Source organism: Micromonospora sp. NPDC049230 (assembly GCF_040647875.1).
Classification (GTDB): domain Bacteria; phylum Actinomycetota; class Actinomycetes; order Mycobacteriales; family Micromonosporaceae; genus Micromonospora.
Window position 1 is genome coordinate 22,962 of sequence record NZ_JBEZCZ010000051.1, and the last position, 25,515, is coordinate 48,476.

A 25,515-nucleotide genomic window follows, 5' to 3' on the forward strand; every position below is an offset into this window, starting at 1 on the left:
CACCACCCTGTCACCGCTGGTTCCCCCTCACCTCGCACGTCCTCGTCGGGCCGGGGGAACACCCAATGGCCCTCTCCTACCCAGATGACCACCCTGATAGCCCAGTCAGAGGGGCCCGATAGCATGCCGGTCGAGAGGTGGTGGCGTGCGGATGCGCGAGAAGGTGACCCGGCTGTTCGTCGCGGCGGCGATCGCTGAGGCCTGCTCCTGGCTGGCCCTGCTGGTCGGCATGCTGGTCAAGTACGGCCCGCCCGGCAACGAGCTGGGAGTCAAGATCTTCGGGCCGATCCACGGCGGCCTGTTCGTCGCGTACGTCGTGCTGACGCTGGCCGTGGCCCGGCTGCACCGGTGGAGCCTGCTGGCCACGGCGGTCGCCCTGGTCAGTGCCGTGCCGCCGTTCGCCACAGTGGTCTACGAGCGCTGGGCTCGTCGCCGGGGCATGCTCGGCGTCGACCGCCGACCGGCCCGCGAGCCGGCCCCGGTCGGCTGACCCGCCAACCGGCGGGGGAGCCCGCCCCGGTCGGCTGACCGGGACGCCTGCCTGAGCGGTCAGGTGAGTGCGGAGCAGGCCGTGACACCGGCGAGCAGCAACAAGCCGAGGAACGCCTGCAACAGCAGCGGCGGCCCGAGGTGCGACCAGAGCGTCGCGGTGCGGGGAGTGAGCAACTGCCCGGTGGTGAGGTTGACGATCCGCTCGATGCGCGGCGGCAGCTCCGGGTCGCGTTGCGGGCGCAGGGTGAGCTGCACCTGGTCCGCCGGGTGCAGGGCGCTCTGCGGCAGGTGCCCGTGCAACTCCACCTCGCAGAGCTGGCCCGCGGTGTTGCGCAGGCGCACCGGGACGACCAGGTATTCCGGCCCCTTCTTCAGCTCCTTCCACCGCCGGCGGGTGCCGCCACCGCCGAAGGAGAACAGCGCGCGCAGCAGCAGGGCGGGCAACCGGGCGATCGCCGCCGCGGCGAGCACCGCCACCAGCACGGGCTGACCGACGCGTATCTCCCGGGTGTAGCCGTCGAGCAGGCGGATCAGCCGCCCGGTGACGATCCTTTCGGTCGGATGCACGATCCGTCGGGTTTCGAGTCCGCTGTCCATTCCCACCACCGAGAGTCCGCTTGTGTGCACAGATGGTATCGACGTCCTGAGTTGAACGACGTGAATGAAACCTGGTCACGGGCTCACGGCCGCGAGGTGACATCCCGGGCGAGGAGGGTAAGCGGGGGGCCGAGCTGGAAAGGGGTCGAGCATGCAGCTGTCCTTCCTGCGCCCGCTCTACGACCGTCCCGGGCCGTGGTGCTCGGTGTACCTGGACGCCTCCGCCGACACGGAGGACGCCCATCCCGCGCTGGACCTGCGCTGGCGTGCCCTACAGAGTCGCCTGACCGAACAGGGCGCGGACGAGGCGAGCATCGCCGCGTTGGACCGGGTGATCCGTGGACACGACCCGATGGTCGGCGACTACGGCCTGGCCGTCTTCGCCAGCCACGGTCGGGTGGTGCTCTCCGAGTACCTGTCCGCGCCACCACTGCGCGACCTGGCCAGTTTCGCGCCACTGCCGCACGTGATGCCGCTGCTCGCCCAACGGGGCGAACAGGTGGCGTGGGTGCGTGTGGTCGCCGACCGGCTGGGCGCCGACGCGATGGCGGTCAGCGCCGGCGGGGTGCCCCGGCGGGCGCACGTCGCCGGCCGGGACGAGTACCCGCTGCGGCGGACGAAGCCCGGCGGCTGGTCCCAGTCGCGCTACCAGCGGGCGGCCATGGAGGCCTGGCACCAGAACGCCGGTGACGTCACCGCCGCGACGGTGGAGCTGGCCGACCGGGTCGGCGCGGACGTGGTGGTGGTCGCCGGTGACGTCCGGGCCACCGGAATGATCGCCGCCCAGATGCCGGAGCGCTGGCAGGACCTGGTGGTCCGTACCGATGCCGGGTCGCGGGCCGGGGGCGCCGACCAGACGATGCTTGACGACCTCACCGTGCAGACCATCGCGGAGATCGCCGACCAGCGGATCAGCGCCGCGCTGGACAGGTTCGGCGTACAGGAGGACGTGGGCGGCGGCCTCGACGCTGTCGTCTCGGCCCTGCAACGCAACCAGGTGGACACCATGCTGATCGTGGACGATCCGTCGGCCGACGGTGAGCTGTGGATCGGCGCGCAACCCACCGAGATCGCCGTCGACCCGGGGCAGCTGGCCGCCATGTCGGTGGCCGACCCGCGACGGGTACGCGCCGACGCGGCGCTGGTCCGCGCGCTCGTCGGCACCGACGCGGCACTGACCGTGCTGGGCGCGGACGAGGCACCCGACCTCACCGACGGGGTGGGCGCGGTGCTGCGCTACGTCGACCCCAGCACACCGGGGCGCGGCAATGGCTGAGCGCCGGGTGGCAGATCTCGTTGTGGAACGACTCCTGGCCTGGCGGGTGCCCCGCGCCTTCGGCTACCCGGGCGAGGCGATCACCCCGCTGATCGAGGCGTTGGACCGCTCCGGCGGCGAGCCGGCGTTCGTGCCGGCCCGGCACGAGGAGACCGCCTCGTTCATGGCCACCGGGCACGCCAAGTTCACCGGCGGCATCGGGGTCTGCCTCGCCACCCAGGGGCCCAGCGCCGTGCAGCTGCTCAACGGCCTCTACGACGCCAAGCTGGACAGCAAACCGGTGGTGGCGATCGTCGGGGAGGACATCTCCGGGCCGCTCGGGGCCGCGCACCAGGAGATCGGGTTGAGTCGGCTCTTCGGCGACGTGTGCAACCAGTTCGTCCGCTACGGGCGCAACCCCGAGGACGTGGCCGCCCTGCTGGACCAGGCGTTCCGGACGGCGGCGGCGACGCGCAGCCCGACCTGTGTCGTGTTGCCCCGGCAGTTGCAGGAAACCCTGGTGCCCGACGTGCAGACGTACGTCGCGGGGGTGGTCTCGGCCACCCCCGGTGAGCCGCTGGCCCGGGTGCTGCCGCACGAGGCGGACCTCGACGCCGCCGCGCAACTGCTCGCTGGCGGTCAGCGCGTCGCGATCCTGGTGGGTCAGGGCGGGCGGGACGCCGCCGCCGAGATCATCGAGGTGGCCGACCGGCTCGGTGCCGGGGTGGCCACGTCACTGCTGGGCAAACCGGTGCTCGACGAGCGGTTGCCGTTTCACACAGGGGTGCTCGGCGAGGTCGGCACCGCGGCCGCGGCCGAGCTGATGGGCGGCTGCGACACGCTGCTGATGGTCGGCACCAACGACCCGTGGACCGGCTACTTCCCGATGCCGGAGCAGGCCCGCACCGTGCAGATCGACATCGACGGCCGGCGGATCGGCACCCGCTACCCGGCCGACGTGCCGCTGGTCGGCGACGCCGCCGAGACGCTGCGGGCGTTGCTGACCCGGCTGCGCGGCCGACCCGAACAGCGGTGGCGCGCCACAGTGGAAAGCTCGGTGGACCGGTGGCGGGAGGTCGCCGCCGAGCGGGTGGCCGCGCCCGCCGACCCGGTCAACCCGCAGCTCGTACTCCAGGAACTGTCCGCCCGACTGCCGGGCACCGCGGCGGTCGCTGTCGACGTCGGTTCGGTCCTCTACTGGTACGCCCGGCACCTCGTGCTGCCGTCCGGGGTGAACGCGCAGCTCTGTGGCACTCTCGGCTCGATGGGCTGCGCGCTGCCGTACGCGGTGGCCGCCAAGCTCGCCGCGCCCGACCAGCCGGTGATCGCGCTGCTCGGCGACGGGGCGATGCAGCTCAACGGGCTCGCCGAGCTGATCACCGTGTCCCACCACTGGCAGAGCTGGCGTGACCCTCGGCTGGTGGTGCTGGTGCTCAACAACCGGGACCAGAGCGGCACCGGTGGCGGGCGGGAGCCGTCGTCCGACCCGGGCAACCGCCGCCCCGACGTGCCGTACGCCGGGTGGGCCCGCCTGCTCGGGCTGCACGGTGTGCGGGTGGACCGCCCGGAGTTGGTCGGCGCGGCCTGGGACGAGGCCCTCGCCGCGGACCGTCCCTGCGTACTGGAGGCGGTCGTCGACCCGGCGGTGTCGCTGGCGCCGCCGGAGCCGGCTTTCGCGGACCTGCGTGGCCTGTACGCCGACGGCGCTCCGGCCCGCAGGGTCCGGGAGCAGGTGGAGGTCACCGCGAACGCCGAAGACCTCGTTTAGCTGCCCTGGGCCAGGGCATCAGTAGCGGCCCGACGACGCTGGAGGTCCCATGTCCGAGCAGGTTGACCGCCGCTACGGTCCCGCGACACTGCCACGATCGCGTGGCCCGCTCTCCGCAGCGGTGCTCGACGCCCTCCGGCGCCCGCCGCACGACCTGCCGGCTGGTCTCGGCGCCGACCTCGATCCGGCCGACCCGATCACGGACGAGGACCTTCAGCTCACCCTGTTCGTCTGCTACGAGCTGCACTACCGGGGCTGGCGCGGGGTGGACGAGGCGTGGGAGTGGCAGCCGACGCTGCTCGCGCTGCGCGCCGAAGCCGAACGGCCCTTCGAGGCGGCGCTGCGCCGTCTGGTCGGCGCACCGTCGGTGCCGGCCGCCGGGGTGGCGGCCGGCCTGGCGGAACTGGTCGCGGCCGACGACGGGCCGCCGCTGGCCGCGACGCTGCAACGACGCGCCGATCTCAGCCAGTTCCGCGAGTTCGTCGCCCACCGCTCCGTCTACCACCTACGCGAGGCGGACCCGCACAGCTGGGCCCTGCCGCGCCTCGGTGGGCCGGCCAAGGCCGCGCTCGTGGAGATCCAGACCGACGAGTACGGCAACGGCCGGCTGGACCGGATGCACGCCGAGTTGTTCCGGCGCACCCTGCAACGGCTGGGCCTGGACACCTCCTACGGCGCCCACCTGGACGCGGCACCAGCGGTGACCCTGGCGACGAACAACCTGATGTCGTTGTTCGGGCTGCACCGGCGGTGGCGCGGCGCGCTGCTCGGGCACCTGGCCGCGTTCGAGATGACCTCCTCGCTGCCCAACCGTCGCTACGGCAACGGGCTGCGCCGGCTCGGCCTCGACGAGGTGGCCACCCGCTTCTACGACGAGCACGTCGAGGCCGACGCGGTGCACGAGCAGATCGCCGCGCACGACATGTGCGGCGGCCTGGTCCGCGCCGAACCGGCTCTCGCCCCCGACGTGCTCTTCGGTGCGGCGGCCGGGCTCGCGGTGGACCGGCTGTTCGCCGCTCACCTGCTGGACAGCTGGGCCGCCGGCCGCAGCTCGCTGCGGACACCCGTCCCGCCGGCCCTGCCGCCCAAGGTGTCGCTTGTCGCGTTGCCCGCGGTGGCCCCGCCGGCCCCGCCCGCGCTCGTCTGAGTCCGAGGGGTCCGTCACCTCGGCAAGCGGCGGAGCACGCCCAGGCGGGCGGGGCCGGCTGTCGGCCGCCAAACCGTCGGCGGCTGACCGTTGGCGGCTGGCCGTTGGCCCCTCGCTGTTGCCGCCGGGTCGTCGGGTGGGTGTGCCCGGCGCTGTCCCCATCCTTTGCTCTGCACCCGCCCGCGCGCCACACACGGTCAGTGACTGGCGGGCACGCACGTTCCGTAACTGGTGCATGGGCGGGTGCAGAGCAAAGGAGGCACTTGCCCTTGGTGCGGCCCGTCCGCGTGCTCTCGCTGCGCGACTCGGGGCGACGGGGCGACGCGGCGGTCAGCCCTCGCGGGTGGTGCCGGCCTGGAAGTTGATCGCCTTGTGGGTGCCGTCGCAGAACGGCTTGAGCGCCGACTTGCCGCACCGGCACAGCGCCACGGTGCCCCGGCGCGCGTCGATGTGCTCGCCGTCCGGCGTGACAAGCGCGAAGTCGCCGCGGACCAGCAGCGGTCCGTCCTCGTACGGGGTGATCGTGGTGGCGGCTGGTTCGCTGGTGTCGTCGGTGCGCATGGCACCGGAAGTGCCCTTCCTGCGGCCGGCGAAACCGGGGTCGACCCCCTCCCGCCGTCCTCGGCCGATCGTCGCCGAACGGCGGTGATGACCGGCGCACCCCGCCGACCAGCGGAATGTGCTGCCGGGTGGGTGATGCCCCGTTTGAACCCCATCGGGACGGGAAGCCGGGCCGCGTGGTGAGCGAAAGAGGCAAGGTGGGGCCGGTGCACAAGGTGCACAAGGGGCTCACGGCCGATGGCGCCGGTCTCGCCGGCGACCGGGTCGTGGCCGCGGGCAGCGCCGCCCGGGTGCTGGTCGCCGCCACCGCCCGGGCCCTGCGCGGGGTGGACTGCGCCGACCTCGGGCACACCGGGCCGACGTCGCGGTTCCCGGACGCCCCGGAGCCGGTACGCCGCGCCGCGGTCACCCGCGTCGCCGGTCGGGTCGCGCTCACCGTGGCCCAGACCGACGAGGTGGACGCCGCCCGGGTGGCCCGCTGGTTCGTCGACCAGTACCCCCGCCGGCGCTACCCCGGGGTGCTGATCGGCTCACCGCACGGCGCGGCGGCACACCTCGCGGTGGCTCTCGGCGTGCCGTGGTTGCCGGCCGGCTTCGAGATGACAGTGCACTGGTCCGGCGGCGCGGTGGACCGCCCGACGGACGCACTGGAGCACGGTGCGGCGCTCGCCGTGCGACTGCTCGCCGGCAACGCCGACCTGCACCTGCGCCAGGTGCACTGCCCGGCCAGCCGCGGCCCGCTGACCGGGGCCACCGTGTCGCTGGCCGCCGCGTGGACGGCCCTACCGGCCGCGTACGCGCAGTTTCTGGCCGACCGACTGGTCCCGGGTGCCCCGGTGCTGCTGGTTCGCGACGCGCGTACCTGGCCGGTGCTGGAGGGCGGTCCCGGCCACAGCTTCCAGGTCGGCTGCCCGGCCAGCGGGCTGGACCCGGTCGACTTCCACCCGGACAGCCACGCGCTGCGGCAGGTGCTGCGCTCCGTCGGCGGTGACGCGGCCCGCTGGGAGCCACCGGGGGTGTCCATACCGTCGGGGTACGCCGAACACGGCGTCGACCCGGGCTTCGAGCCGGCGGTGCGGGACTGGTGCGCACGGCACGAGCACCCGCTGCACCGGGTGCTGGTGCCCCGGCCGGCGGCGCTGAGCGCGGGCGTGGCCGACCTGTACCGGCGGTGGCTGCGCGCTGCCGGCAAGACCGGTGACCGGTTGGTGGTGGAGTGCGGCCGGCTGCTCGACCCGTGGCAGGTGGTGCGGGCGGGGCTGGTGCCGTACTGGTGTGAGAACGCCACCCGGCGCAGCGTCGACGAGGCCGAGTGGTGGTTGGCCGGCAGCGAGGCGTTCAGTTCGGTGGACGTGCTGCCCGAGCCGCCCGGGATGCGGTCACCGGCCCTGGCGGGGCTGCCGCAGTGGCTGGCGGTGGCCGGCTTCGGGCGGCGGCGTCGGGCGTTGGACCGCACCTCCGCCCGGGGCTACCCGGTCACCTCGGTGCCCACCCGCCGGGCCACCGAGGTGTTGCGTGCCCAGCCGTACGACCTGCCCGCCCCGCCCCTGCTGGGGGCCGCCGAGGCGTTGGCCGTGCTCCGGGACAGCGGCGGCCACCAGGGGTTGTTGGTCTCCTGAGGCGGAGCACGCCGAAACTTCCTCGCGAACCCGGGGTCCCGTGATTGAGTACCTACGGAGCGGGAACATCGCTGGCTGCGACGGCCTGATTGCGCCGCGTAGAGGCGGTGTCGCCCGCTGGCATCCCAGTCACTGACCCACTTTTCCGGCCCGGTGCGTGGCTCGACCACGCGCACGACCGGTTTCCCGATCCGGGCGGGGGACCTTCCTGAGGGAGGCGCGGATGTTCGGACAGACGAGCACGACCACGACCACACCACCACCCACCGAGCGGGGTCTGGAGGATCTCGACGCGGCGGCACTGGCGTACGCGGCCCGGATCGCCGGGCTCCCGCCGGAGCGGCGGGGGGAGGCCCGCGACGACCTGGTGCGCTTCGCGCTGCCGTTCGCCGGGCGGCTGGCCCGGCGGTACCGGGGTCGCGGGGAGCCGCTGGAGGACCTGGAACAGGTCGCCCGGTTGGGGCTGGTCAACGCCGTCGACCGGTATGACCCGGAGCGGGGCTCGTTCACCGCGTACGCCGCGATCACCATCGTGGGGGAGATCAAACGGCATTTCCGGGACCGCACCTGGGGCGTACACGTACCCCGCCGGCTGCGGGACCTGATCCTCGAGGTCGGGCAGGCCACCGCCGCGCTGACCAGCGAACTGTCCCGGGCGCCGTCGGTGGCCGAGCTGTCGGCCCGCCTGGAGACCCCGGAGGAGGAGATCCTCGCCGCGCTGGAGTCGGCGGCCGGCTACAGCCCGGCCTCCCTCAACGCCCCGGTGGGCGGTGAGAGCTCCGCGGAGTTCGGTGACCTGGTCGGCGAGTCGGACAATGCCCTGGAGTCGGTCGACGACCGGGTCACGGTGAGCGGTCTGCTGCACCGACTGCCCTGGCGCGAGCGGCGCATCCTGGCGATGCGCTTCTACGGCAACCAGACCCAGGCCGAGATCGCCGCCCGGTTCGGCATCTCGCAGATGCACGTGTCCCGGCTGCTGTCGCGGGCGCTGACCTGGCTGCGTCAGGCGATGCTCGCCGACGCGCCGCCGCCCTGGCAGAACGGTGCCGCCGAACCCGACCCGGGCAAGACCCGGATCTCGGTGAAGCAGAACGGCGACCGGGTGGTGGTCGAGGTCGGCGGCGAGATCGACCGCGACGGCGCGGACCAGTTGCGCCGGGCCATGCTGGAGGCGGTCACCGGTCAGCCCAGCGAGGTGGTCGTCGACCTGGTGGGCGCGGGTGGGTTCGACGCCGGTGGGATCGCCGCGCTGATGGCGGGACGGGACGCGGCCGAGCGGACCGGCGTGCCGCTGCGGCTGACCCGGGTCCAGCCCGCGGTACGCCGCTCGCTCACCGCCGCCGGCCTGGCCCCCGCCCGGGACTGACCACTCGGACGAGCGAAGGGCCGGCACCCCACCATGGGTGCCGGCCCTGCTGTGCGCGTACCCCGGTCAGTGCTCTTCGGGGTTGCCGTCGCTGTGCGGGTGCCGCCAGCGTTCGTGCGGCTTCGGCGCGTCCTCGGCGTCCTTGGGCGCGTCGCTCTGCTCGAAGCTCGGCCGGCGGACGCCCTCGGGCTCCGGCACATCCACCGGCCGGGCACCCGAGCGTGGCGCCGGCTGGTAGTCGGTCGCGTCCCGGGCGCCGTGCGCGCCCTCGGCGGCCGGCGACTCCGGAGTGTGGTGCTCCATCCGCAACTCCTCGGCGAAGTGCTGCGGCGGCTTGGTGGTGCGCTGCGGCAGGTCCCGGCCCAGGTCGGCGACGAGCGGGCCGTACTTCAGGTCGAAGGCGGGGCGCTCGGAGCGGATCCGGGGCATCCGGTCGAAGTTGCGCAGCGGCGGCGGGCAACTGGTGGCCCATTCGAGGGAGTTGCCGAAGCCCCACGGGTCGTCCACCGTCACCACCGCGCCGTACCGCCAGGACTTCCAGGCGTTGTAGATGAAGAACAACGTGGACAGGCCGAGGATGAACGCGAAGATGCTGGAGACGGTGTTGAGCGTGGTGAATCCGTCGCTGGGCAGGTAGTCGGCGTACCGCCGGGGCATGCCCTCGGCGCCCAGCCAGTGGTGCACCAGGAAGGTGCCGTGGAAGCCGATGAACATGGTCCAGAAGTGCGCCTTGCCGAGCCGCTCGTCGAGCAGCCGCCCGGTCATCTTGGGCCACCAGAAGTAGTAGCCGCCGAAGAGGGCGAAGACCACGGTGCCGAACACCACGTAGTGGAAGTGCGCCACCACGAAGTAGGTGTCGTGGGTGTGCCAGTCGACCGGCGGGCTGGCCAGCAGCACCCCGGTGAGGCCGCCGAGCAGGAACGTGACCAGGAAGCCGATGGCGAACAGCATCGGCGTCTCGAAGGTGAGCTGCCCCTTCCACATGGTGCCGATCCAGTTGAAGAACTTCACACCGGTGGGCACGGCGATCAGGTAACTCAGGATGCTGAAGAACGGCAGCAGCACCTGGCCGGTGGCGAACATGTGGTGCGCCCAGACCGTCATGGACAGCACGGTGATCGCCACGGTGGCCAGCACGATCCCGGTGTAGCCGAACAGCGGCTTGCGGGAGAAGACCGGAATGATCTCGGTGATGATGCCGAAGAACGGCAACGCGATGATGTACACCTCGGGGTGACCGAAGAACCAGAACAGGTGTTGCCAGAGCATCGGGCCGCCGGTGACCGCGTCGTACACGTGCGCGTTGAGCAGACGGTCGGCGGACAGCGCCAGGAGCGCGGCGGCCAGCAGCGGGAAGACCAGGATCACCAGCACGCTGGTGAACAGCATGTTCCAGGTGAAGATCGGCATCCGGAACATGGTCATGCCGGGCGCGCGCAGGGTGAGGATCGTGGTGATCAGGTTGACCGCGCCCAGGATGGTGCCGAGCCCGGAGAGCACCAGGCCGAGCACCCACATGTTCGCGCCCACCCCGGGGGAGTTCTCGACGCTGCTCAGCGGGGTGTAGGCGGTCCAGCCGAAGTCGGCCGACCCCTGCGGGGTGAGGAAGCCGGCGACCACCATCAGCCCGCCGAACAGGTAGAGCCAGTAGGCCAGCGCGTTGAGCCGGGGGAACGACACGTCCGGTGCGCCGATCTGGATCGGCACGATGAAGTTGGCGAACCCGAACGCCGCCGGCGTGGCGAACAGCAGCAGCATCACCGCGCCGTGCGAGGTGAAGAGCTGGTTGTACTGCTCCGAGGAGAGGAACTGCAACCCCGGGCGGGCCAGCTCGGCCCGCATCAGCATCGCCTGCAACCCCGCCAGCAGGAAGAACGCGAAGGAGGTCAGCAGGTACAGCAGGCCGATCTGTTTGTGGTCGGTCGTCGCGAGAAACTTGATCAACGAGCTGCCGGGGACCGGTGCTCGTACCGCTCCGGGGAACCCCCCGAAGCGGGCCGGTGCCAGGATCGCCGGGCCCCGATCGCGACCGGGTTCCGTGGTTACCCGCTTGGGCATGGCTGCTCACCCCGTCGTGACGGCAGAAAGGACGGGCGTGCCTACCCGACCTTCCCACCATGTAACCAGGCCAGAGCGGTAATTTCGGTCAGATCGCCGGTACCGGTGCAGGCACCTCGAACGCTCACGTCGCCGGCAGCATCGCCCAGACGGCCTTGCCCTGACCGGCCGGCACGCTGCCCCAGCGCTGGGTCAGCTCGCGTACCAGCAGCAGACCCCGCCCACCCTCGGCGCGCAGGTCCGTTTCGCCGGGCCGGGCCTGGGCGCGGCTGCCGTCCACCACCGCCAGGTGCAGGTAGGGCCGGCGCAGGGTCACCGTCACCTGCATCGGCGTGCCGGCGTGCCGGACCACGTTGCCGACCAGTTCGCTGAGCACCAGCGCGGCCGGGCCGGACGCGTCGGGCAGATTCCACCGCGCGCACGCCTCGGTGACCAACTCCCGGGCACGCCGGCAGGCCCCGGCCACCGGCTCCAGCCGGGCCCGCATCCGCAACGTGGCCATCGCACCGGCCACCCGTGTCGCTTCGGCGCAGTCCGGAGACACCGGAACCACCCGGCAGGCGGCCGTCTCGGCCAGCCACCGCGCGGCGACCGGCGACGGGGAACACAGCACCACCGGCACGGCCGGCCACTCCTCGGCCCGCCGGGCGGTCGCGGCGAACACCGACAGCGCCAGCCGGTCCCGGACGTCGACCTCGGTCAGATCGACCACCAGCGCCTCGGTCTGTTCGACGAGAGCGTTGTTGAGCGCCTCATGCACCGACCGCATGGTGCCCAGGTCCAGTGCGCCGCGGAGCCGGACGACCGCCACCGGTGCCGTGGAGCGCACGTCGCAGGTGATCCGGCTGGACATCTCGGGCCCTCGATTCGCTACTGGGTCGGGATCTGCCAACTACCCGAGCCCCTGCCGCGCCAAACCGGGGCCGGCGGCGGGGCGACGTAGGTCACGGCCCGCGACGGCAGGGTCACCGACGGGGACGGCCGGTGCGGACACCCAGCGCGATCATGCCCAGGCCGAGGCCCAGGTGCAGCCAGCCGTCCGCGTCGTTGACCGGGAGGACGTTCGCCCCGGTGTCGTGGTCGACCGCCAGCCCGTAGAGCCACAACACCAGGTAGATGGCACCGCCGCCGATCAGGAACGTCCGGGCGCCCCGGACCGTCCGGGACAGCACCAGACCGGCCACCCCGAACGCCAGGTGCACCAGGTTGTGCAGCACCGACACCTGGAAGACGCCGAACAGGTACGCCCCCGAGCCGTGCCCGGCGAACCGCAGGGCGTCCGTGCCGCTGGTGATCCCCGGCACGAAGCCGAGCGCGCCGATCAGCAGGAACAGCACCCCCACCGAGGCCGCCGCACGGCGTACCGGCGGCTTGCCGTCGGCCGGGTTGGGGCGCGCCCGGGAGTGCGCCATCGGTCCGACCATCACCGGCTCCTCGCTGCGCGGCGGGCATGAGGCTGCGGGGCTACCCGCTGCCGCCACCCCCAAACCGCCGTGCCGGGCCGCCGGTCAGGCCGGGAGCAGCCTCGGCTCGCTGGCCAGGTGCCGGACCCGCTCGTACAGCTCCAGGTAACGCCGTGCCATCACCGCGGGGGTGAAGCGCTGCGCGGCCACCCGCCGGCACTCGTCGGGGTCGAGCACCTCGGCTCCGAGTACGAGGTCAGCCAGCTCATCCTCGTCGGTGGTGAGCAAGCCGGTGCGGCCGTGCTCGATCAACTCCGGTAGGCAGCCCCGGGCGGTGGCCACCACCGGTGTGCCCAGGGCCAGCGACTCCACGACCGCCGTCCCGCCCGGCTCCTCCCACCGCAGCGGGAACAGCGACGCGCGGGCGCTGGCGAGCAGGTCGTCGCGCTCCTGACCGGCCACGGTGCCGATCCAGCGGACCAGGTCGCCATCGACGTGCGGCGCCACCTCGTCGAGGAAGAACCGCACGTCCGGGTTCTGCCGGGCCTCGTCGCCGGCCGCGGCGAGATCGGCCGGCCGATGATACGGGCCCACCGGGCCCGCCAGGACCAGCGGAAAGCCGACGCGGTGGGCGAGACGGGCGCCCACGTCCTGCCCCTTGCCCGGGTTGATCCGACCCAGGATCAGCAGGTGCTCGCCCTTGGCCGGCATCGGCCGCCGGTCGGCGTCGACGGCCAGCGGGGTGGACAGGTGCACGTGCCCCACCGAGTGTTCTCGCAACGCCAGTGGGGCTCGGGCCAACTGCGACGCGGAGACACCGTTGACCCGCACCCGGTCGCCGCCGTCCAGACCGCCGTAGAGCGCCGGGTGCTTGGCCAGGTCCCAGTGCAGGGTGTGCAGGGTCGGCGGCCCGGCCGGGCCCATCGCGGCGAGAGTGGCCAGCCCGACCGCCTCCACGTGGTCGTGCACCAGGTCGATGTCGTCGCGGGCGTGCAGCTCACGAACCACCCCGGCCAGGTGCGCCTGGGCGATCCCGCAAACCTGGTTGTACGGCCGCTGCAACGCGGCGAACTGCCCGTCGGCGAAGACCGACACCTGTTCGTCCACCGGCAGGGTGCTGCTGCCCACCGAGGCGAGCACCACCCGCACACCGAGTCGCCGCAGCTCCGGCACCAGCGTGGCGATCACGTTCTCGATACCGCCGTAACCGGGCGGCGGCACGGACAACCACGGGCCGGCGTTCATCAGCACGGTGAGACTCACGCGGCGGCCACCCGACGGCGGGGCACCCGGTGGCGCAGCTCGGCCAGCGGCGGGCGTTCCTCGATGGACACGTCGCTGACCACGATCTCGCGGTCGAGGTTGGGCAGCGTGTCGGAACCGCCCCGACGGAACTGGGTCAACAACGCCTCCGGCGCCAGCCCGGGGGCCGCCCACCCGCGTCGCTGCAACCGGGACCAGGCGGTCAACATGATCTGGGCGGACATCCGGCCGAGGGCCGCCGTGTCCTGGTGGCGGTGCTTGCGCTCACCGAGGTCGACCTGCGCCATCGCATCCAGGCCGACCAGGTCGAGTAGATCGATCATCATGGCCGTCTCCACCCCGTACCCGGAGACGAACGGCACCTGGGCCAACACGTCCCGGCGGCCCGCGTACTCGCCGGCGAGCGGCTGCACGAAGCCGGCCAGCTCGGGCCAGAACAGGTTGAGCAGTGGGCGGGCCATCAGCTCGGTCACCCGGCCGCCGCCGTCCTGCTCCACGCTGGCGGCGCCCACCAGGGGCCGGTGGTAGAAGCCCTTCACGAAATCGACAGAGGGGTCGGTCAGCAGTGGACCGAGCAGCCCGCTCACGAAGTGCGGGCGAAACTCCCGCAGGTCGGCATCGATGAACGCCACCACGTCACCCTCGGCGGCGGCCAGGCCGGCCCAGAGCGCGTCACCCTTACCGGTCAGCCGGGGCAGCCCACGGGTCATCTCGTCCTGGCAGACCACCTCCGCCCCGGCGGCGCTTGCCACCTGCGCGGTGCGGTCGGTCGACCGCGAATCCACCACGATCAGCTCGTCGACCAGGGCGACCCGATCCATCAGGTGCTCCCGGATTGTCGACACGATCGCGCCGACGGTGGCCTCCTCGTTGCGGGCCGGCAGCACCACACTGACCCTGGTCGATCCCTTGGCCCGCATCAGTCGACGTGCCGGCCAGTCACCGGCCGACGTCGTCCGGTACGTGGCCCACGCCTCCACCACCGGTGACACGCTCGTTGTCAGATCCCGCACGGGCACCCCTCCGTTCGTGCGTGGAAAAACCGAATTTGGTTGTTCCCATTCGCCAGCACGCTCTAACCGCTTTCTTGGCAACAGCTTGATCACAAGGGTGACGCTTGCGCGTTCCCGGAGGATGAACGTTTGATTGCGCGCACCCCAGGGGACTGCTCCCATCGCACAAGAAACGTCGGTGAAGGGGTGTCGGATGCGTGTATGCCGGGTCGGTCTGGTCGGAGCGGGTGGGGTGGCACAACGCCATGCCCGGGTGCTGGCCTCCTTCGACGACGTGGAGGTGGTCGCCGTCACCGACGTCACACCGGAGGCGGCATCGGCGCTTGCCGCGCAGCACGGCGCGCGATCCTGCGCCGACGTCGCCGAGCTGCTGGCCAGCGGCCCGGACGCGGTCTACGTCTGCGTGCCGCCGTTCGCGCACGGCCCGGCCGAGGAGGCAGTGCTCGACGCCGGGGTGCCGATGTTCGTGGAGAAGCCCGTCGCGGTCGACCTGCACACCGCCGAACGGATCGCCGACCTGGTCGCCCGCAGCGGGCTGCGCACCGCCGTCGGCCACCACTGGCGTTACCTGACGGTGCTCGACGAGGCCCGCGAGCTGCTCGCCGACCGTCCGGTGCGGATGGTCAGCGGCGCCTGGCTGGACAAGGTGCCCCCGGTGGCGTGGTGGTCGCGGCGGGACCGCTCCGGCGGCCCGGTGGTCGAGCAGGCCGCCCACGTGCTGGACCTGATCCGGGTGCTGGCCGGGGAGGTGACCGAGGTCACCGCGTACGGCAACGGCACACCGCCGCCGGTCGACGGCGCCGACATCGACTCGGTGACGACCGCCGCCCTGCGCTTCGCCGACGGCGCGGTCGGCACGCTCAGCGCCGCCTGCGTGCTCGGCTGGAAGCACCGCGCCGGCGTGGAGATCCTCGCCGACGGGCTGGCCCTCGCGCTCACCGAGGACGGCCTGACGATCCGCGACGCCGACGGTGAACGACACATCCCCGCCGACCCGGAAGCCGCCCGGGTGGCGGTGGACCGCGCCTTCGTCGACGCCGTACGCGGCGTCGGCGACGACGTCCGCGTCCCGTACGCCGAGGCCCTCGCGACCCAACGGCTGGCCCTCGCGGTGGCCGACTCGGCCCGCACCGGCGCGACAGTACGGCTCGCCACCCCCACCGCGCCGGCGGTGCTCAGCGCGGGGGTGACAGTCGATGCGTGAGAAGGTCGTGGTGGTCACCGGTCCGGGCCGGGTGGAGCTGGCGGAGCAGGACGCCGCCCCGCTGCGCCCCGGCACGTTCCGGGTCGAGACACTGTTCAGCGGCGTCTCGGCCGGCACCGAGCTGAGCTACGTCAAGGGCACCAACCCCTACCTCAACGTCACCTGGAACGCCGACCTGGGGCTGTTCCAGCCGGGCGCGGCGAGCACGCCGTACCCGGTGACCCGGCTGGGTTACATGCAGGTCGGCCGGGTGGTGGAGAGCGAGACCCCGGCCGTCGCGGTGGGCACTGTCGGTGCGATGACGTACGGGCACCGCACCGGCTGGCTGGCCGACCCGGTCGCCGAGCGGTTCGTGCCGCTGCCCGACGACCTGGATCCGCTGCTCGGCGTCTACGTGGCGCACATGGGCCCGATCTGCGCCAACGGTCTGCTGCACGCCGCCGCCGACCTGCACGGCGTCGACGTCCGCACGCTCGGCGACGGCGTCCGCGGCCGACGGGTCGCCGTGGTCGGCGCGGGCGTGGTGGCGCTGCTGACGGCGCTGTTCGCCCAGCGCAACGGCGCTGCCTCGGTGGTGGTGCTCGACCCCACCCCGCAGCGCCGCCACGTCGCCGAGGCGCTCGGCCTGGAAACCCTCGACCCGGACGCGGACGATCCGGCGGTCGTGCTCAAGACCCGCTGGGCGCACAGCGCCGGTGACCGGGGCGCCGACGTGGTGTTCCAGTGCCGGGGGCAGGCGTGGGCGTTGCAGCTCGCGCTGCGGCTGCTGCGGCCCCAGGGCACCGTCATCGACCTCGCCTTCTACCAGGGCGGCGCGGACGCGGTCCGGCTCGGTGAGGAGTTCCACCACAACGGGCTGTCGCTGCGCTGCGCGCAGATCGGCCGGGTGCCGCGCGGGCTCGCGCCCACCTGGGACCGCGAGCGGCTCTCCGCGGAAACCGTCGACCTGCTGCGGGCCTACGGGGACGTGATCCGCAAGCACGTCGTCTCGGCGGTGGTGCCGTTCGACGAGGCGCCCACCCTGCTCACCGATCTGGCGGACCGTCGCCGCCAGGAGCAACAGGTGGTGCTGTCCGCCTGACCCGCGGCACCCGAGCGCGCCCGCCGGGATGACGGGGCGGACTACCGTTCCCGGCATGAGCACCTCCACGCGCGGGTCGGCCGACAGCACCTCGGCGCACCCCCCGACCGACAGCGCCTCGACGGACCGGCCGACCGGCGACAGCAGCGCGGGCCGGCCGGTCGGTCTGGGCGCGCTGCTGCCGTACCTGCGGGAGCACACCGGCACCCTTGTCGTGGTGGGCGTGCTGTCGCTGGTCGGCGCGGCGGCGTCGCTGGCACAGCCGCTGCTCACCCGGTCGGTGCTCGACCGGATCGGCACCGACGACCCGGTGGCCGACCTGGTGGCGGTGCTGGTGACCCTCGTGGTGCTCGGAGCGGTCATCGGTGGGCTCCGCGACTACCTGCTGCAACGCACCGCCGAAGGGTTGGTGCTGGGCACCCGGCGTCGGCTCGCCGGGCACCTGCTGCGGCTGCCCATCGCCGAGTACGACCGCCGGCGTACCGGTGACCTGCTCTCCCGGGTGGGCTCGGACACCACCCTGTTGCGAGCGGTCGTCACCTCCGGGCTCTTCGAGACGGTGACCGGGGCGGTGACGGTGGTCGGCGCCGGCACCGCCATGGTGCTGCTCGACCCGCTGCTGTTCGGCGTCACCCTGCTGGGGGTGGCGCTGGGGCTCGGCTTCGCCGCCACCTTCGCCCGCCGGGTCCGGGCGTTGGCCCGAGCCGCCCAGGAGCGGATCGGCGAGATGACCTCGGCGGTGGAACGGGCCATCTCGGCGGCCCGGACCATCCGGGCCAGCCGCGCCGAGACCCGGGAGACGCAGACCGTCACCGGCAGCGCCCGGCAGGCCTACGAGGCGGGGCTGCGGGTGGCCCGGGTGCAGTCACTCGTCGGCCCGATCGGCTCGATCACCGTGCAGGGCGCGTTCCTGCTGGTGCTCGGCATCGGTGGGGCGCGGGTCGCCGCCGGGGCGATCTCCGTCGGTGACCTGGTCGCCTTCGTCATGTACCTGTTCCTCCTGGCGCTGCCACTGGGTCAGGTGCTGCGGGCGTACACCCAGTTGCAGTCCGGTCTGGGTGCCCTCCAGCGGATCGAGGAGATCCTCGCCGTGCCCGCCGAGGGCGCGGACGACCCGCCGGCGCCCGCCGCCGCGCCGACGACCCCGCGACGGCCCACCCCGATGATCGAGTTCGACCGGGTGAGCTTCGGCTACCCCGGCGGTGAGCCGGTGCTGCACGAGGTCAGCTTCGCCGTGGCCGCCGGGACGCGTACCGCGTTGGTCGGCCCCTCGGGCGCCGGCAAGTCGACGCTGCTCGCCCTGGTCGAGCGCTTCTACGAGGTGGGCGCGGGGGCGATCCGCGTCGACGGCCACGACGTGCGGGCCGTGCCCCGCGACGTGCTGCGGGCCCGGCTCGGCTACGTCGAGCAGGAGGCCCCGGTGCTGGCCGGCACGCTGCGGGAGAACCTGCTGATCACCACGCCGGACGCCACCGACGACCGGCTGCGCGAGGTCCTCGACGAGGTCAACCTGGGCCACCTGGCGCAGCGCGCCCCGCAGGGCCTGGACGTGCAGGTGGGCGAGGGTGGGGTGCTGCTCTCCGGGGGTGAGCGGCAGCGGCTGGCCATCGCCCGCGCGCTGCTGGCCGGCCCGCCGGTGCTGCTGCTCGACGAACCGACAAGCAACCTCGACTCGCGCAACGAGGCCGCGCTGCGCCGCGCCATCGACGCGGTGGCCGTCCGCCGCACCCTGTTGATCGTGGCGCACCGGCTCGCCACGGTTGTCGACGCCGACCAGATCGTCGTCCTCGACGGCGGCCGGGTGGTGGCCGTGGGCACCCATACCGAGTTGACCGCCACCGACCCGCTCTACCGGGAGCTCGCCAGCCACCAACTGCTGGTCGGCTGACCGTCGCCGTTCGCGGTCGACCTGCTCCCTCCGTCGGGGGTCGGCCTGCTCAGTCCGCTCGGTGTCGACTTGCCGGCGGCCGGGCCGCGCAAGCCGGCCGGAATCGCGTACCGTTGCCGCTCATGGGTGTGTCGCAACGGTTCAAGAGCAAGTTCCGGCGCTTCCTCCAGCGCCCCGGCTCGACCGTGGATCTTGCTCCGCTGGAGAAGCTTTTGCCGGCGATCGAGGCGCGTGCGGACGATCTCGCCGCGCTCGACGACGCCGAGTTGACCGAGGCCGCGGGTGCCGCCGTGGGCTACGAGGAGATCTGCGCCGTCGGCCGTGAGGCCGCCCGCCGTGGCCTCGACCAGCGGCCGTACGACGTGCAGCTGATCGGCGCGATGTCGCTGCTCTCCGGCAAGGTCGCCGAGATGGCCACCGGTGAGGGCAAGACGCTGACCGCCACTATCGCCGCGTACGGGCACGTCCGGCTCGGCAACGGGCCGGTGCACGTGCTCACCATCAACGACTACCTGGCCCGCCGCGACGCCCAGTGGATGGAGCCGGTCTACACCCTGCTCGGCCTGACCGTCGGCTGGGTCAACGAGGCATCCACCCCGCAGGAGCGGCGCGAGGCGTACGCCTGCGACGTCACCTACGTCTCGGTGAGCGAGGCGGGCTTCGACTACCTGCGCGACCAGTTGGTCACCGACGTGGAAGACCGGGTGCAGCCCGAGCTGGCCACCGCGATCGTCGACGAGGCCGACTCGATCATGATCGACGAGGCTCGGGTGCCGATGGTCCTCGCCGGCGCCGTGCCGGGCGAGCAGGATCCGGTGCACGCCGCCGCCGCGCTGGTCCGTGGCCTGCGCAAGGGCAAGCACTACACGGTCGCCGAGGACGGGCGCAGCGTGGCGTTCACGTCCGCCGGCCTGGCCGCCGTCGAGGCCAAGCTCGGCATCGACCTGTACGACGAGGAGCACGTCACGCAGCTCTCCGCGGTGCACGTGGCGCTGCACGCGCACGCCCTGCTCAATCGGGACGTGGATTACATCGTCCGGGACGGCTCGGTCGAGCTGGTCGACGAGATGCGCGGCCGGGTGGCCCAGCGCCGCCGCTGGCCGGACGGGCTCCAGGCGGCGGTCGAGGCCAAGGAGGGCCTGGACGCCACCGCCGAGGGTGAGGTGCTCGGCACGATCGCCGTGCAGGCGTACATCGCGCTCTACCCGAAGGTCTGCGGGATGACCGCCACCGCGGTGCTGGTCGGTGATCAGCTGCGGGAGTTCTTCGGCCTCGAGGTCGCGGTGATCCCACCGAACACCCCGTGCATCCGCGAGGACGAGCCGGACCGGATCTACGCCACCCGGGCCGAGCGGGACGAGGCGCTGATCGACGAGATCCAGCGCTGGCACGCCAAGGGGCGGCCGATGCTGATCGGCACGCTGGACGTCAAGGAGTCCGAGGGGCTGGCCGCCGGGCTCAACGCCGCCGGGGTGCCCTGCGTGGTGCTCAACGCCAAGAACGACGACGAGGAAGCGGCGATCATCGCCGAGGCCGGCGCGTACGGCGCGGTGACCGTCTCCACCCAGATGGCCGGCCGGGGCGTCGACATCCGGCTCGGCGGCAGCGACCAGAGCGACCAGGAGCGCGTCGCCGAGCTGGGCGGGCTCTACGTGATCGGCAGCGGCCGGCACGACAGCCGTCGGGTGGACGACCAGCTGCGGGGCCGGGCCGGCCGGCAGGGCGACCCGGGTGGCTCCGTCTTCCTCGTCAGCCTGGAGGACGACCTGGTCGTCCGGCACGCCGCCGACTCGGTGCCCCCGTCGCCACGGATGAACGCCGACGGCCTGGTCACCGACGAGCAGGTGGACTACGCGGTGGAGCACGCCCAGCGGGTCGCCGAGGGCGTCAACCACGAGATCCACCGCAACACCTGGCGCTACAGCGTGGTGATCGAGCAGCAGCGCAAGGCTCTCGCCGCCCGCCGGGAGCGGCTGCTGACCAGCGACGTGGCCGCGGTGATGCTGCTGGAGAAGGCACCGGAGAAGGCCAGCGAGATGGACGAGGACCTGCTGGCCCGGGTGGCCCGGTCGATCGCGCTCTACCACCTGGACCGGCTGTGGGCCGAGCACCTGGCCGAGCTGTCGGAGGTCCGGGAGGGGGTGCACCTGCGCGCGCTGGGCCGGCTCGACCCGCTTGACGAGTTCCACCGGGCCGCCGTGCCGGCGTTCAACGACCTGATCCCGGAGATCGAGGCCCGCACCCTCGCCACCTTCAACGAGACCGAATTCGATGAGGACTGGCAGCCCGACGACGGCACCCTGGTCCGGCCCACCGCCACCTGGACGTACCTGGTGCACGACAACCCGTTCGGTTCCGAGCTCGACCGGTTGATCGCGTCGATCGGTCGACGACTCAGCGGCGCCTCGCGCTGACCCTGGCACAATCAGGGCCCCTGTCACCGTGCGTCCACGGCGGCCGGGGCCCTGATTGCGCCGTTTCGACCCGGGTCACGCAGGGTAGTAGGGCTGGTCGGTTACGTCGGGAGAGGGCAGACGATGACACAGGTGACGATGCCCGCTGGGGCAGCGCGAAAGTGCACGGAGGCTGCGGACCGGTGAACCTCGACACGCGGGAACCGGTGGTGCAGTCACTCGGCGTCCTGGAAACCGCCGCGCTGTTGCGGGAGCTGACCGCCGGCCTGATCGCCCTGACCGATTTTGATGAGGCGTTGCTGGCGCTGGTCCGGGTCACCCGGGACGCGGTGGCCGGGGTGCGCTGGTGCGGGTTCACCGCGCTGCGCGCCGGCGAACCGGCCGGCGTGGCCGCCTCCGACGAGCGGCTGGCCGGCCTGGACGACCTGCGACACGGGCCGGACTCGCCGGCGATGAGCGCCATCCGCCGCCGCGAGATGATCCTCGCCGCCGACCTGACCGGTGAGCCCCGCTGGCCGGTCTGGACGGCACGCGCCCGCGACCTCGGCGTACGCGGGGTGATCTCCGCGCCGGTCGACATCGACGACCAGGTGATCGGGGCGATCAACCTCTACGCCGGTGCGCCGGACGTACTGACCCCGCAGCACCAGCTGACCGCGATGCTGCTCGCCGAACACGCCGGCCTGCTGCTGGCCGCCGTCCGCGACCGCAACCGGCAGTTCGTGCTGGCCGGCGAACGCGACGCCTCGCTGCTGAACGACGGTGTGGTGGGGCAGGCCATCGGCGTGATCATGACCCAGCGCGGCTGCCCGCCGGCCGAGGCCCTCGAGGTGCTGCGTGCCGCCGCGTCGTCGTTGGACATCCCGCTGCGGGAGGTGGCCGAGCGACTGGTCCGCACGGTCTCCCGCCAGCGCGACACCTGATCACCGGGCCGCTCGGCCGGTCGGCGCGGTGGCCGGCCGTTGATCGACTCGGGTTTCCTGAAGTCGGGGTGTCCGGGGCTCGTGGATGACCCGGTTTTCTGGAAACCGAGTCGATCACCCGGCCTGGTGCCCGTTCTCCCCGCTGGTGGGAGACGGGCGGCGTCGTTTCACGGTGACCGGGCACGGGTAGCACTCTGGGTCAGGTGAGGTGTGCCGACCCGGGGAGGATCCATGCAGAGCCGGCTGCGCGTGCAGGGCCACCCCATCCAACCGATGCTCGTGACGTTCCCGCTCGGGCTCTTCGTCAGCACGGCCGTCTTCGACCTCACCGACGTCCTCGGCGGGCCAGCCTTCCTGGGAGAGGTCGGCTACTGGACGGCAGTCGCCGCCCTCGTCGCCGCCGCCCTGACCGCGGTGGCCGGGATGGTCGACCTGTGGGACGTGCCGGGTGACCACACCCGCCGCACGGCGGTCGCCTTCAACCTGGTGAACACCGTGATGGCCGCCATGTTCCTGCTCACCTGCCTGGTCCGGGCGCACTCCCCGCAGCGTGGCGCGTCCGCCGCGATCCTGATCACCGAACTGGTCGCACTGGCCGTCGGTGGGGTCGGCGTGCACCTGGGCGCCCGGCTGATGCGCCAGTTCGACACCGGCCGCGCCGAGGCCGGCGGCCTGGACACGCTCGCCGGCTCCACTGTGGAGATGCCCCGCCCACGCCCCTGATCCGGATCGGGGCGGCAGTGTCGGAGCTTGTCACTATCATCCGCGGATGACCTCGCCGCTGGACACACTTCCAAAGATCGGTGCGCCCGCGACGCGAGCCCTGCACGGTGCCGGCTACACCACGCTGCGTCAACTCGCCGGCGTCCCCCGCTCGGAGCTGGCCAGGCTGCACGGCATGGGCCCCAAGGCGCTCGGCATCCTCCAGGCCGCCCTCGAAGAGCACAACCTGGGGCTCGGCTGAGGTCAGCCAGCACCCGCCAACACCGGTACCGAACCTCGGCGCCGCCCGCACGATCTCCGCGACCGGGAGACGTGGCCCGCGACCACCGGGCCCGCTCGGCCGGGCAGTGGGCAATTGGGTTGCCGGCGGCGTTGCCGGCCGCGAGGCTGATCGCCGTGAACGCCAGGGATGAGGCCGAGGAGTTGATCGCGCAGGGTGCTGCCGCGCCGGTCGACGGTTGGGGTTTCGGTTGGCTTGCCGGCCGGGCCACCGAGCAGCGTCCACCGTGGGGGTACGCCCGGCTGGTCGCGGACCGGATGGCTCGCGCCGACGCGGCACTGGACGTGGACACCGGCGGTGGGGAGGTGCTCGCCGAGGTGCCGCGCCCACCGAGGTTGCTGGCGGCGACCGAGGGCTGGCCGCCGAACGTGCGGGTCGCCCGGCGGACGCTTCGCCGGGTGGGTGCCACTGTGGTGGCGGTCGCCCAGGACGGGCCGTTGCCGTTTCGCGACGCCTCCTTCGATCTCGTGGTCAGCCGGCACCCGGTGCGTACCGACTGGGCGCAGACGGCGCGGGTGCTGCGACCCGGCGGCACGTTCCTGTCCCAGCAGATCGGGGCGGGCACCATGCGGGAGTTGAGTGAGGCGATCCTCGGCCCGCTGCCGCCGCCGACGCAGCGGCACCCCGAGCACGCGGTTGCCGCTGCCGAGGCCGCTGGCCTGCGGGTGGTCGACCTGCGTCGGGCCACCCTGCGCGCGACCTTCGCCGACGTCGGGGCGGTGGTGTGGTTTCTGCGCAAGGTGATCTGGACGGTGCCCGGGTTCACCGTCGACCGCTACCGCGCACAACTGCACACCCTGCATCGCCGCATAACCAGCGAGGGCCCCTTCGTGGCGCACGCCCAGCGCTTCCTCGTCGAGGCGACCCGCCCCTGACCCCCGGTGCCGATCTGGGCGCGCACCGTGCGCCCGGGCTCAGTGTTCGTGGGTTTGGTGGTGGGTGGCCAGGATGTCGGCGCCGAAGTCGCTGGCGGGGCGGCGCAGCACGGTGTGCGCGTGGTTGCCGTCGGCGCTGGTGCTGTCGTACTCGATGAGCAGGTCGTCGCCCTGCACCCGGTAGTAGTGCCGCCGGCCGGGTGTCGTCGGGCCGGCCCAGGCGAAGTGCAACTGGCCGCCCTCGACGCGCGCCGCCTCCCGCACGGCCAGTTCGGGTGGCAGCCGGTCCAGGTAGACCGCGACCACCTGGTCGAGCACCGCGCGGCCGGTCGGCCCCAGGCGGGCGGCCGACACGCCGAGAGGTTCCAGCGGGCCGTCGACCCGCCCACGGGTGGCGCTGATGATGTCCGCCGGAGCCTCGTCGGCGATGATCGCTGCGCCCCGCTCGGCCGGCCCCAGCGCGTCGAGCAGTGCCCGCGCCAGGTCCTCCTCGACACCGAGGGGGCGGGAGACCGGACGGCCCGCGTACCGGACCGTGGCCGGGTTGGCGCCGAAGAAGATCGGCGCGGGGGAGACCTGGTCGTCCACCACTGTCATGTTCACCGACAGGTGGTGTCCTTCCAACCGCCACGCCCAGCGGTCGTCGCGCGCCGGATCGCCGAAGACGGCCACCCAGTAGTCACCGCTGTGCCGTCCGCGTTGCCAGTCCTCGGCCCGGTCCAGCACCTCCTCCAGCGAGATGATCGCCATCGCCTGCGCGTACGCCGAGGGGCTGAGCGCGGTGGCCAGCAGCCGGTGCGCGGCCTTGCGGCCGGCGATGTCGAGCTCGGCGAGGCAGACGCCGGGACGGGGGCGGGGCCGGTATTCCAACCAGCGTCGGGCCGACTCGTCGTCGAACGGGTGCACGGCGCTCTCGCGGACGGCGGGGTCGAGCGCGGCCAACAGCGAAATGCTGGCGGCGCGCATCTGCTCGGGCAGCGGATCTTCCACCGACCCTGTATACCGGCATGTCGGCGTCGGTGTCAGCCGGCGCGCAGCAGCTCCACCATCTCCGGCAGGTCGAAGAACGTCGCGGTCTCCAGGGCCGACGGAGTGCCGTGGGCCGGGTCGGCGCCGGCGGCGAGGAGCGCACGGACCGCCTCGGTGCTGCTGCGGAAGACCGCGGCGGCCAGCGCGGTCTGGCCGCGGTCGTTGGCCCGGGAGTGGTCGGCGCCGCGACCGAGCAGGGCGGCCACCGTGTCCGGGTGAGCATGGTACGCCGCCAGGATCAGCAGCGTGTCGCCCTTGTCGTTGGTGAGGTTGACGGGCAGGCCGGCGTCGAGCTGCGCGGCCAACTCCTCGGTGGCGCCGGCCCGGGCCAGGTCGAACATCCGGTGCGCGAAGGCCAGCGTTTCGGCGTCGAGGCGGTCGGTCACCGGTCCAGCTTAAGGCCTGTTTCATGAGGGCGGTCGAGCCGAGGCGGAGTCCGGGCGGCGATCCGGCATGGCGCGGTTTCGTTCGGATACAACACCCCGGAGCCAACCAAAACCCCAAACCCCCCCGGCCCCCGCCGGCCCCCCCCCCCGCCGCCCCGTGAGGGGGAACA

The 25,515-nt window shown here is 72.9% G+C and carries 23 protein-coding genes; 14 read left to right on the forward strand and 9 right to left on the reverse strand.

The genetic code is table 11. The annotated features are described in order from the left end of the window. Positions 1 to 151 precede the first annotated feature (151 nt). Complete coding sequence (locus tag AB0A95_RS30340) at positions 152 to 490, forward strand: DUF3817 domain-containing protein (protein WP_357559170.1); 339 nt, start codon at positions 152 to 154, stop codon at positions 488 to 490. A 59-nt stretch (positions 491 to 549) separates the two neighbouring features. Here AB0A95_RS30340 and AB0A95_RS30345 read toward each other — a convergent pair whose 3' ends face one another. Continuing rightward, the gene (locus AB0A95_RS30345; protein WP_357559149.1) at positions 550 to 1,098 is read right to left on the reverse strand and encodes a hypothetical protein; all 549 of its coding nucleotides are present in this window, start codon (positions 1,096 to 1,098) and stop codon (positions 550 to 552) included. 142 nt (positions 1,099 to 1,240) lie between these two features. On the opposite strand from AB0A95_RS30345, the gene AB0A95_RS30350 reads away from it, so the two are divergent. From AB0A95_RS30350 to AB0A95_RS30360, 3 genes are read left to right on the forward strand one after another with little or no spacing between them, the layout of a single operon-like run. Continuing rightward, a complete protein-coding gene (locus AB0A95_RS30350) occupies positions 1,241 to 2,365 on the forward strand; it encodes a Vms1/Ankzf1 family peptidyl-tRNA hydrolase (protein ID WP_357559150.1) in 1,125 nt (374 codons plus the stop codon). Positions 2,366 to 2,372: 7 nt separating this feature from the next. Then, complete coding sequence (locus AB0A95_RS30355) at positions 2,373 to 4,112, forward strand: thiamine pyrophosphate-binding protein (protein ID WP_357559151.1); 1,740 nt, start codon at positions 2,373 to 2,375, stop codon at positions 4,110 to 4,112. A gap of 49 nt (positions 4,113 to 4,161) precedes the next feature. After that, entirely contained in the window at positions 4,162 to 5,259 is a 1,098-nt protein-coding gene (locus AB0A95_RS30360) for an iron-containing redox enzyme family protein (RefSeq protein WP_357559152.1), read from the forward strand. Positions 5,260 to 5,589: 330 nt separating this feature from the next. Here AB0A95_RS30360 and AB0A95_RS30365 read toward each other — a convergent pair whose 3' ends face one another. Next, positions 5,590 to 5,820, reverse strand: coding sequence for a CDGSH iron-sulfur domain-containing protein (locus AB0A95_RS30365; RefSeq protein ID WP_357559153.1), 231 nt, complete (start codon positions 5,818 to 5,820; stop codon positions 5,590 to 5,592). Between the two features lie 176 nt (positions 5,821 to 5,996). Between AB0A95_RS30365 and AB0A95_RS30370 the strand changes: the two genes are divergently transcribed. Both AB0A95_RS30370 and AB0A95_RS30375 read left to right on the forward strand, forming a co-directional pair. Continuing rightward, positions 5,997 to 7,439, forward strand: coding sequence for a hypothetical protein (locus tag AB0A95_RS30370; RefSeq protein WP_357559154.1), 1,443 nt, complete (start codon positions 5,997 to 5,999; stop codon positions 7,437 to 7,439). Between the two features lie 223 nt (positions 7,440 to 7,662). Beyond that, complete coding sequence (locus tag AB0A95_RS30375) at positions 7,663 to 8,805, forward strand: SigB/SigF/SigG family RNA polymerase sigma factor (RefSeq protein ID WP_357559155.1); 1,143 nt, start codon at positions 7,663 to 7,665, stop codon at positions 8,803 to 8,805. A 66-nt stretch (positions 8,806 to 8,871) separates the two neighbouring features. On the opposite strand, the gene ctaD is transcribed toward AB0A95_RS30375, so the two are convergent. The 5 genes from ctaD to AB0A95_RS30400 form a co-directional block, all read right to left on the reverse strand. Further along, positions 8,872 to 10,863 carry a cytochrome c oxidase subunit I gene (gene ctaD / locus AB0A95_RS30380; RefSeq protein ID WP_357559156.1) on the reverse strand — a complete coding sequence of 664 codons (1,992 nt, stop codon included), beginning with the start codon at positions 10,861 to 10,863 and terminating at the stop codon, positions 8,872 to 8,874. Positions 10,864 to 10,987: 124 nt separating this feature from the next. Continuing rightward, complete coding sequence (locus AB0A95_RS30385) at positions 10,988 to 11,716, reverse strand: STAS domain-containing protein (RefSeq protein WP_357559157.1); 729 nt, start codon at positions 11,714 to 11,716, stop codon at positions 10,988 to 10,990. 112 nt (positions 11,717 to 11,828) lie between these two features. Continuing rightward, the gene (locus tag AB0A95_RS30390) at positions 11,829 to 12,275 is read right to left on the reverse strand and encodes a DUF4383 domain-containing protein (RefSeq protein WP_357559171.1); all 447 of its coding nucleotides are present in this window, start codon (positions 12,273 to 12,275) and stop codon (positions 11,829 to 11,831) included. 96 nt (positions 12,276 to 12,371) lie between these two features. Then, complete coding sequence (locus AB0A95_RS30395; RefSeq protein ID WP_357559158.1) at positions 12,372 to 13,529, reverse strand: glycosyltransferase; 1,158 nt, start codon at positions 13,527 to 13,529, stop codon at positions 12,372 to 12,374. Next, the gene (locus AB0A95_RS30400) at positions 13,526 to 14,509 is read right to left on the reverse strand and encodes a glucosyl-3-phosphoglycerate synthase (protein ID WP_357559172.1); all 984 of its coding nucleotides are present in this window, start codon (positions 14,507 to 14,509) and stop codon (positions 13,526 to 13,528) included. The genes AB0A95_RS30395 and AB0A95_RS30400 overlap by 4 nt, the downstream gene beginning before the upstream one ends. Before the next feature lie 226 nt (positions 14,510 to 14,735). On the opposite strand from AB0A95_RS30400, the gene AB0A95_RS30405 reads away from it, so the two are divergent. The 8 genes from AB0A95_RS30405 to AB0A95_RS30440 all read left to right on the forward strand — a co-directional run bounded on the left by AB0A95_RS30405 (position 14,736) and on the right by AB0A95_RS30440 (position 23,930). Then, positions 14,736 to 15,746 carry a Gfo/Idh/MocA family oxidoreductase gene (locus AB0A95_RS30405; RefSeq protein WP_357559159.1) on the forward strand — a complete coding sequence of 337 codons (1,011 nt, stop codon included), beginning with the start codon at positions 14,736 to 14,738 and terminating at the stop codon, positions 15,744 to 15,746. After that, positions 15,739 to 16,827, forward strand: a complete 1,089-nt coding sequence (locus tag AB0A95_RS30410; protein ID WP_357559160.1) for a zinc-binding dehydrogenase — start codon at positions 15,739 to 15,741, stop codon at positions 16,825 to 16,827. The genes AB0A95_RS30405 and AB0A95_RS30410 overlap by 8 nt, the downstream gene beginning before the upstream one ends. 55 nt (positions 16,828 to 16,882) lie before the next feature. Beyond that, positions 16,883 to 18,715 (forward strand): ABC transporter ATP-binding protein, encoded by a 1,833-nt coding sequence (locus tag AB0A95_RS30415; RefSeq protein ID WP_357559161.1) that lies wholly within the window; start codon positions 16,883 to 16,885, stop codon positions 18,713 to 18,715. 122 nt (positions 18,716 to 18,837) lie between these two features. Next, positions 18,838 to 21,129 (forward strand): accessory Sec system translocase SecA2, encoded by a 2,292-nt coding sequence (secA2, locus tag AB0A95_RS30420; protein WP_357559162.1) that lies wholly within the window; start codon positions 18,838 to 18,840, stop codon positions 21,127 to 21,129. Between the two features lie 182 nt (positions 21,130 to 21,311). Beyond that, positions 21,312 to 22,052 carry a GAF and ANTAR domain-containing protein gene (locus AB0A95_RS30425; RefSeq protein ID WP_357559163.1) on the forward strand — a complete coding sequence of 247 codons (741 nt, stop codon included), beginning with the start codon at positions 21,312 to 21,314 and terminating at the stop codon, positions 22,050 to 22,052. Between the two features lie 231 nt (positions 22,053 to 22,283). Then, positions 22,284 to 22,775 carry a DUF2231 domain-containing protein gene (locus AB0A95_RS30430; protein ID WP_357559164.1) on the forward strand — a complete coding sequence of 164 codons (492 nt, stop codon included), beginning with the start codon at positions 22,284 to 22,286 and terminating at the stop codon, positions 22,773 to 22,775. A gap of 46 nt (positions 22,776 to 22,821) precedes the next feature. Continuing rightward, complete coding sequence (locus AB0A95_RS30435; RefSeq protein ID WP_357559165.1) at positions 22,822 to 23,016, forward strand: helix-hairpin-helix domain-containing protein; 195 nt, start codon at positions 22,822 to 22,824, stop codon at positions 23,014 to 23,016. A 155-nt stretch (positions 23,017 to 23,171) separates the two neighbouring features. Further along, a complete protein-coding gene (locus AB0A95_RS30440; protein ID WP_357559166.1) occupies positions 23,172 to 23,930 on the forward strand; it encodes a class I SAM-dependent methyltransferase in 759 nt (252 codons plus the stop codon). A gap of 39 nt (positions 23,931 to 23,969) precedes the next feature. On the opposite strand, the gene AB0A95_RS30445 is transcribed toward AB0A95_RS30440, so the two are convergent. Then, complete coding sequence (locus AB0A95_RS30445) at positions 23,970 to 24,920, reverse strand: DUF3500 domain-containing protein (protein WP_357559167.1); 951 nt, start codon at positions 24,918 to 24,920, stop codon at positions 23,970 to 23,972. Positions 24,921 to 24,952: 32 nt separating this feature from the next. Further along, complete coding sequence (locus AB0A95_RS30450) at positions 24,953 to 25,345, reverse strand: ankyrin repeat domain-containing protein (protein WP_357559168.1); 393 nt, start codon at positions 25,343 to 25,345, stop codon at positions 24,953 to 24,955. Positions 25,346 to 25,515: the final 170 nt, after the last annotated feature.

Excerpts from the sequence above, each read along its gene's own strand:
- secA2 (WP_357559162.1), top strand. The coding sequence starts at position 18,838 with ATGGGTGTGTCGCAACGGTTCAAGAGCAAGTTCCGGCGCTTCCTCCAG.
- AB0A95_RS30360 (WP_357559152.1), top strand. The coding sequence starts at position 4,162 with ATGTCCGAGCAGGTTGACCGCCGCTACGGTCCCGCGACACTGCCACGA.
- AB0A95_RS30375 (WP_357559155.1), top strand. The coding sequence starts at position 7,663 with ATGTTCGGACAGACGAGCACGACCACGACCACACCACCACCCACCGAG.
- AB0A95_RS30435 (WP_357559165.1), top strand. The coding sequence starts at position 22,822 with ATGACCTCGCCGCTGGACACACTTCCAAAGATCGGTGCGCCCGCGACG.
- AB0A95_RS30340 (WP_357559170.1), top strand. The coding sequence starts at position 152 with ATGCGCGAGAAGGTGACCCGGCTGTTCGTCGCGGCGGCGATCGCTGAG.
- AB0A95_RS30390 (WP_357559171.1), bottom strand. The coding sequence starts at position 12,275 with ATGGCGCACTCCCGGGCGCGCCCCAACCCGGCCGACGGCAAGCCGCCG.
- AB0A95_RS30415 (WP_357559161.1), top strand. The coding sequence starts at position 16,883 with ATGAGCACCTCCACGCGCGGGTCGGCCGACAGCACCTCGGCGCACCCC.
- AB0A95_RS30405 (WP_357559159.1), top strand. The coding sequence starts at position 14,736 with ATGCGTGTATGCCGGGTCGGTCTGGTCGGAGCGGGTGGGGTGGCACAA.
- AB0A95_RS30430 (WP_357559164.1), top strand. The coding sequence starts at position 22,284 with ATGCAGAGCCGGCTGCGCGTGCAGGGCCACCCCATCCAACCGATGCTC.
- AB0A95_RS30385 (WP_357559157.1), bottom strand. The coding sequence starts at position 11,716 with ATGTCCAGCCGGATCACCTGCGACGTGCGCTCCACGGCACCGGTGGCG.
- AB0A95_RS30365 (WP_357559153.1), bottom strand. The coding sequence starts at position 5,820 with ATGCGCACCGACGACACCAGCGAACCAGCCGCCACCACGATCACCCCG.
- AB0A95_RS30350 (WP_357559150.1), top strand. The coding sequence starts at position 1,241 with ATGCAGCTGTCCTTCCTGCGCCCGCTCTACGACCGTCCCGGGCCGTGG.
- ctaD (WP_357559156.1), bottom strand. The coding sequence starts at position 10,863 with ATGCCCAAGCGGGTAACCACGGAACCCGGTCGCGATCGGGGCCCGGCG.
- AB0A95_RS30410 (WP_357559160.1), top strand. The coding sequence starts at position 15,739 with ATGCGTGAGAAGGTCGTGGTGGTCACCGGTCCGGGCCGGGTGGAGCTG.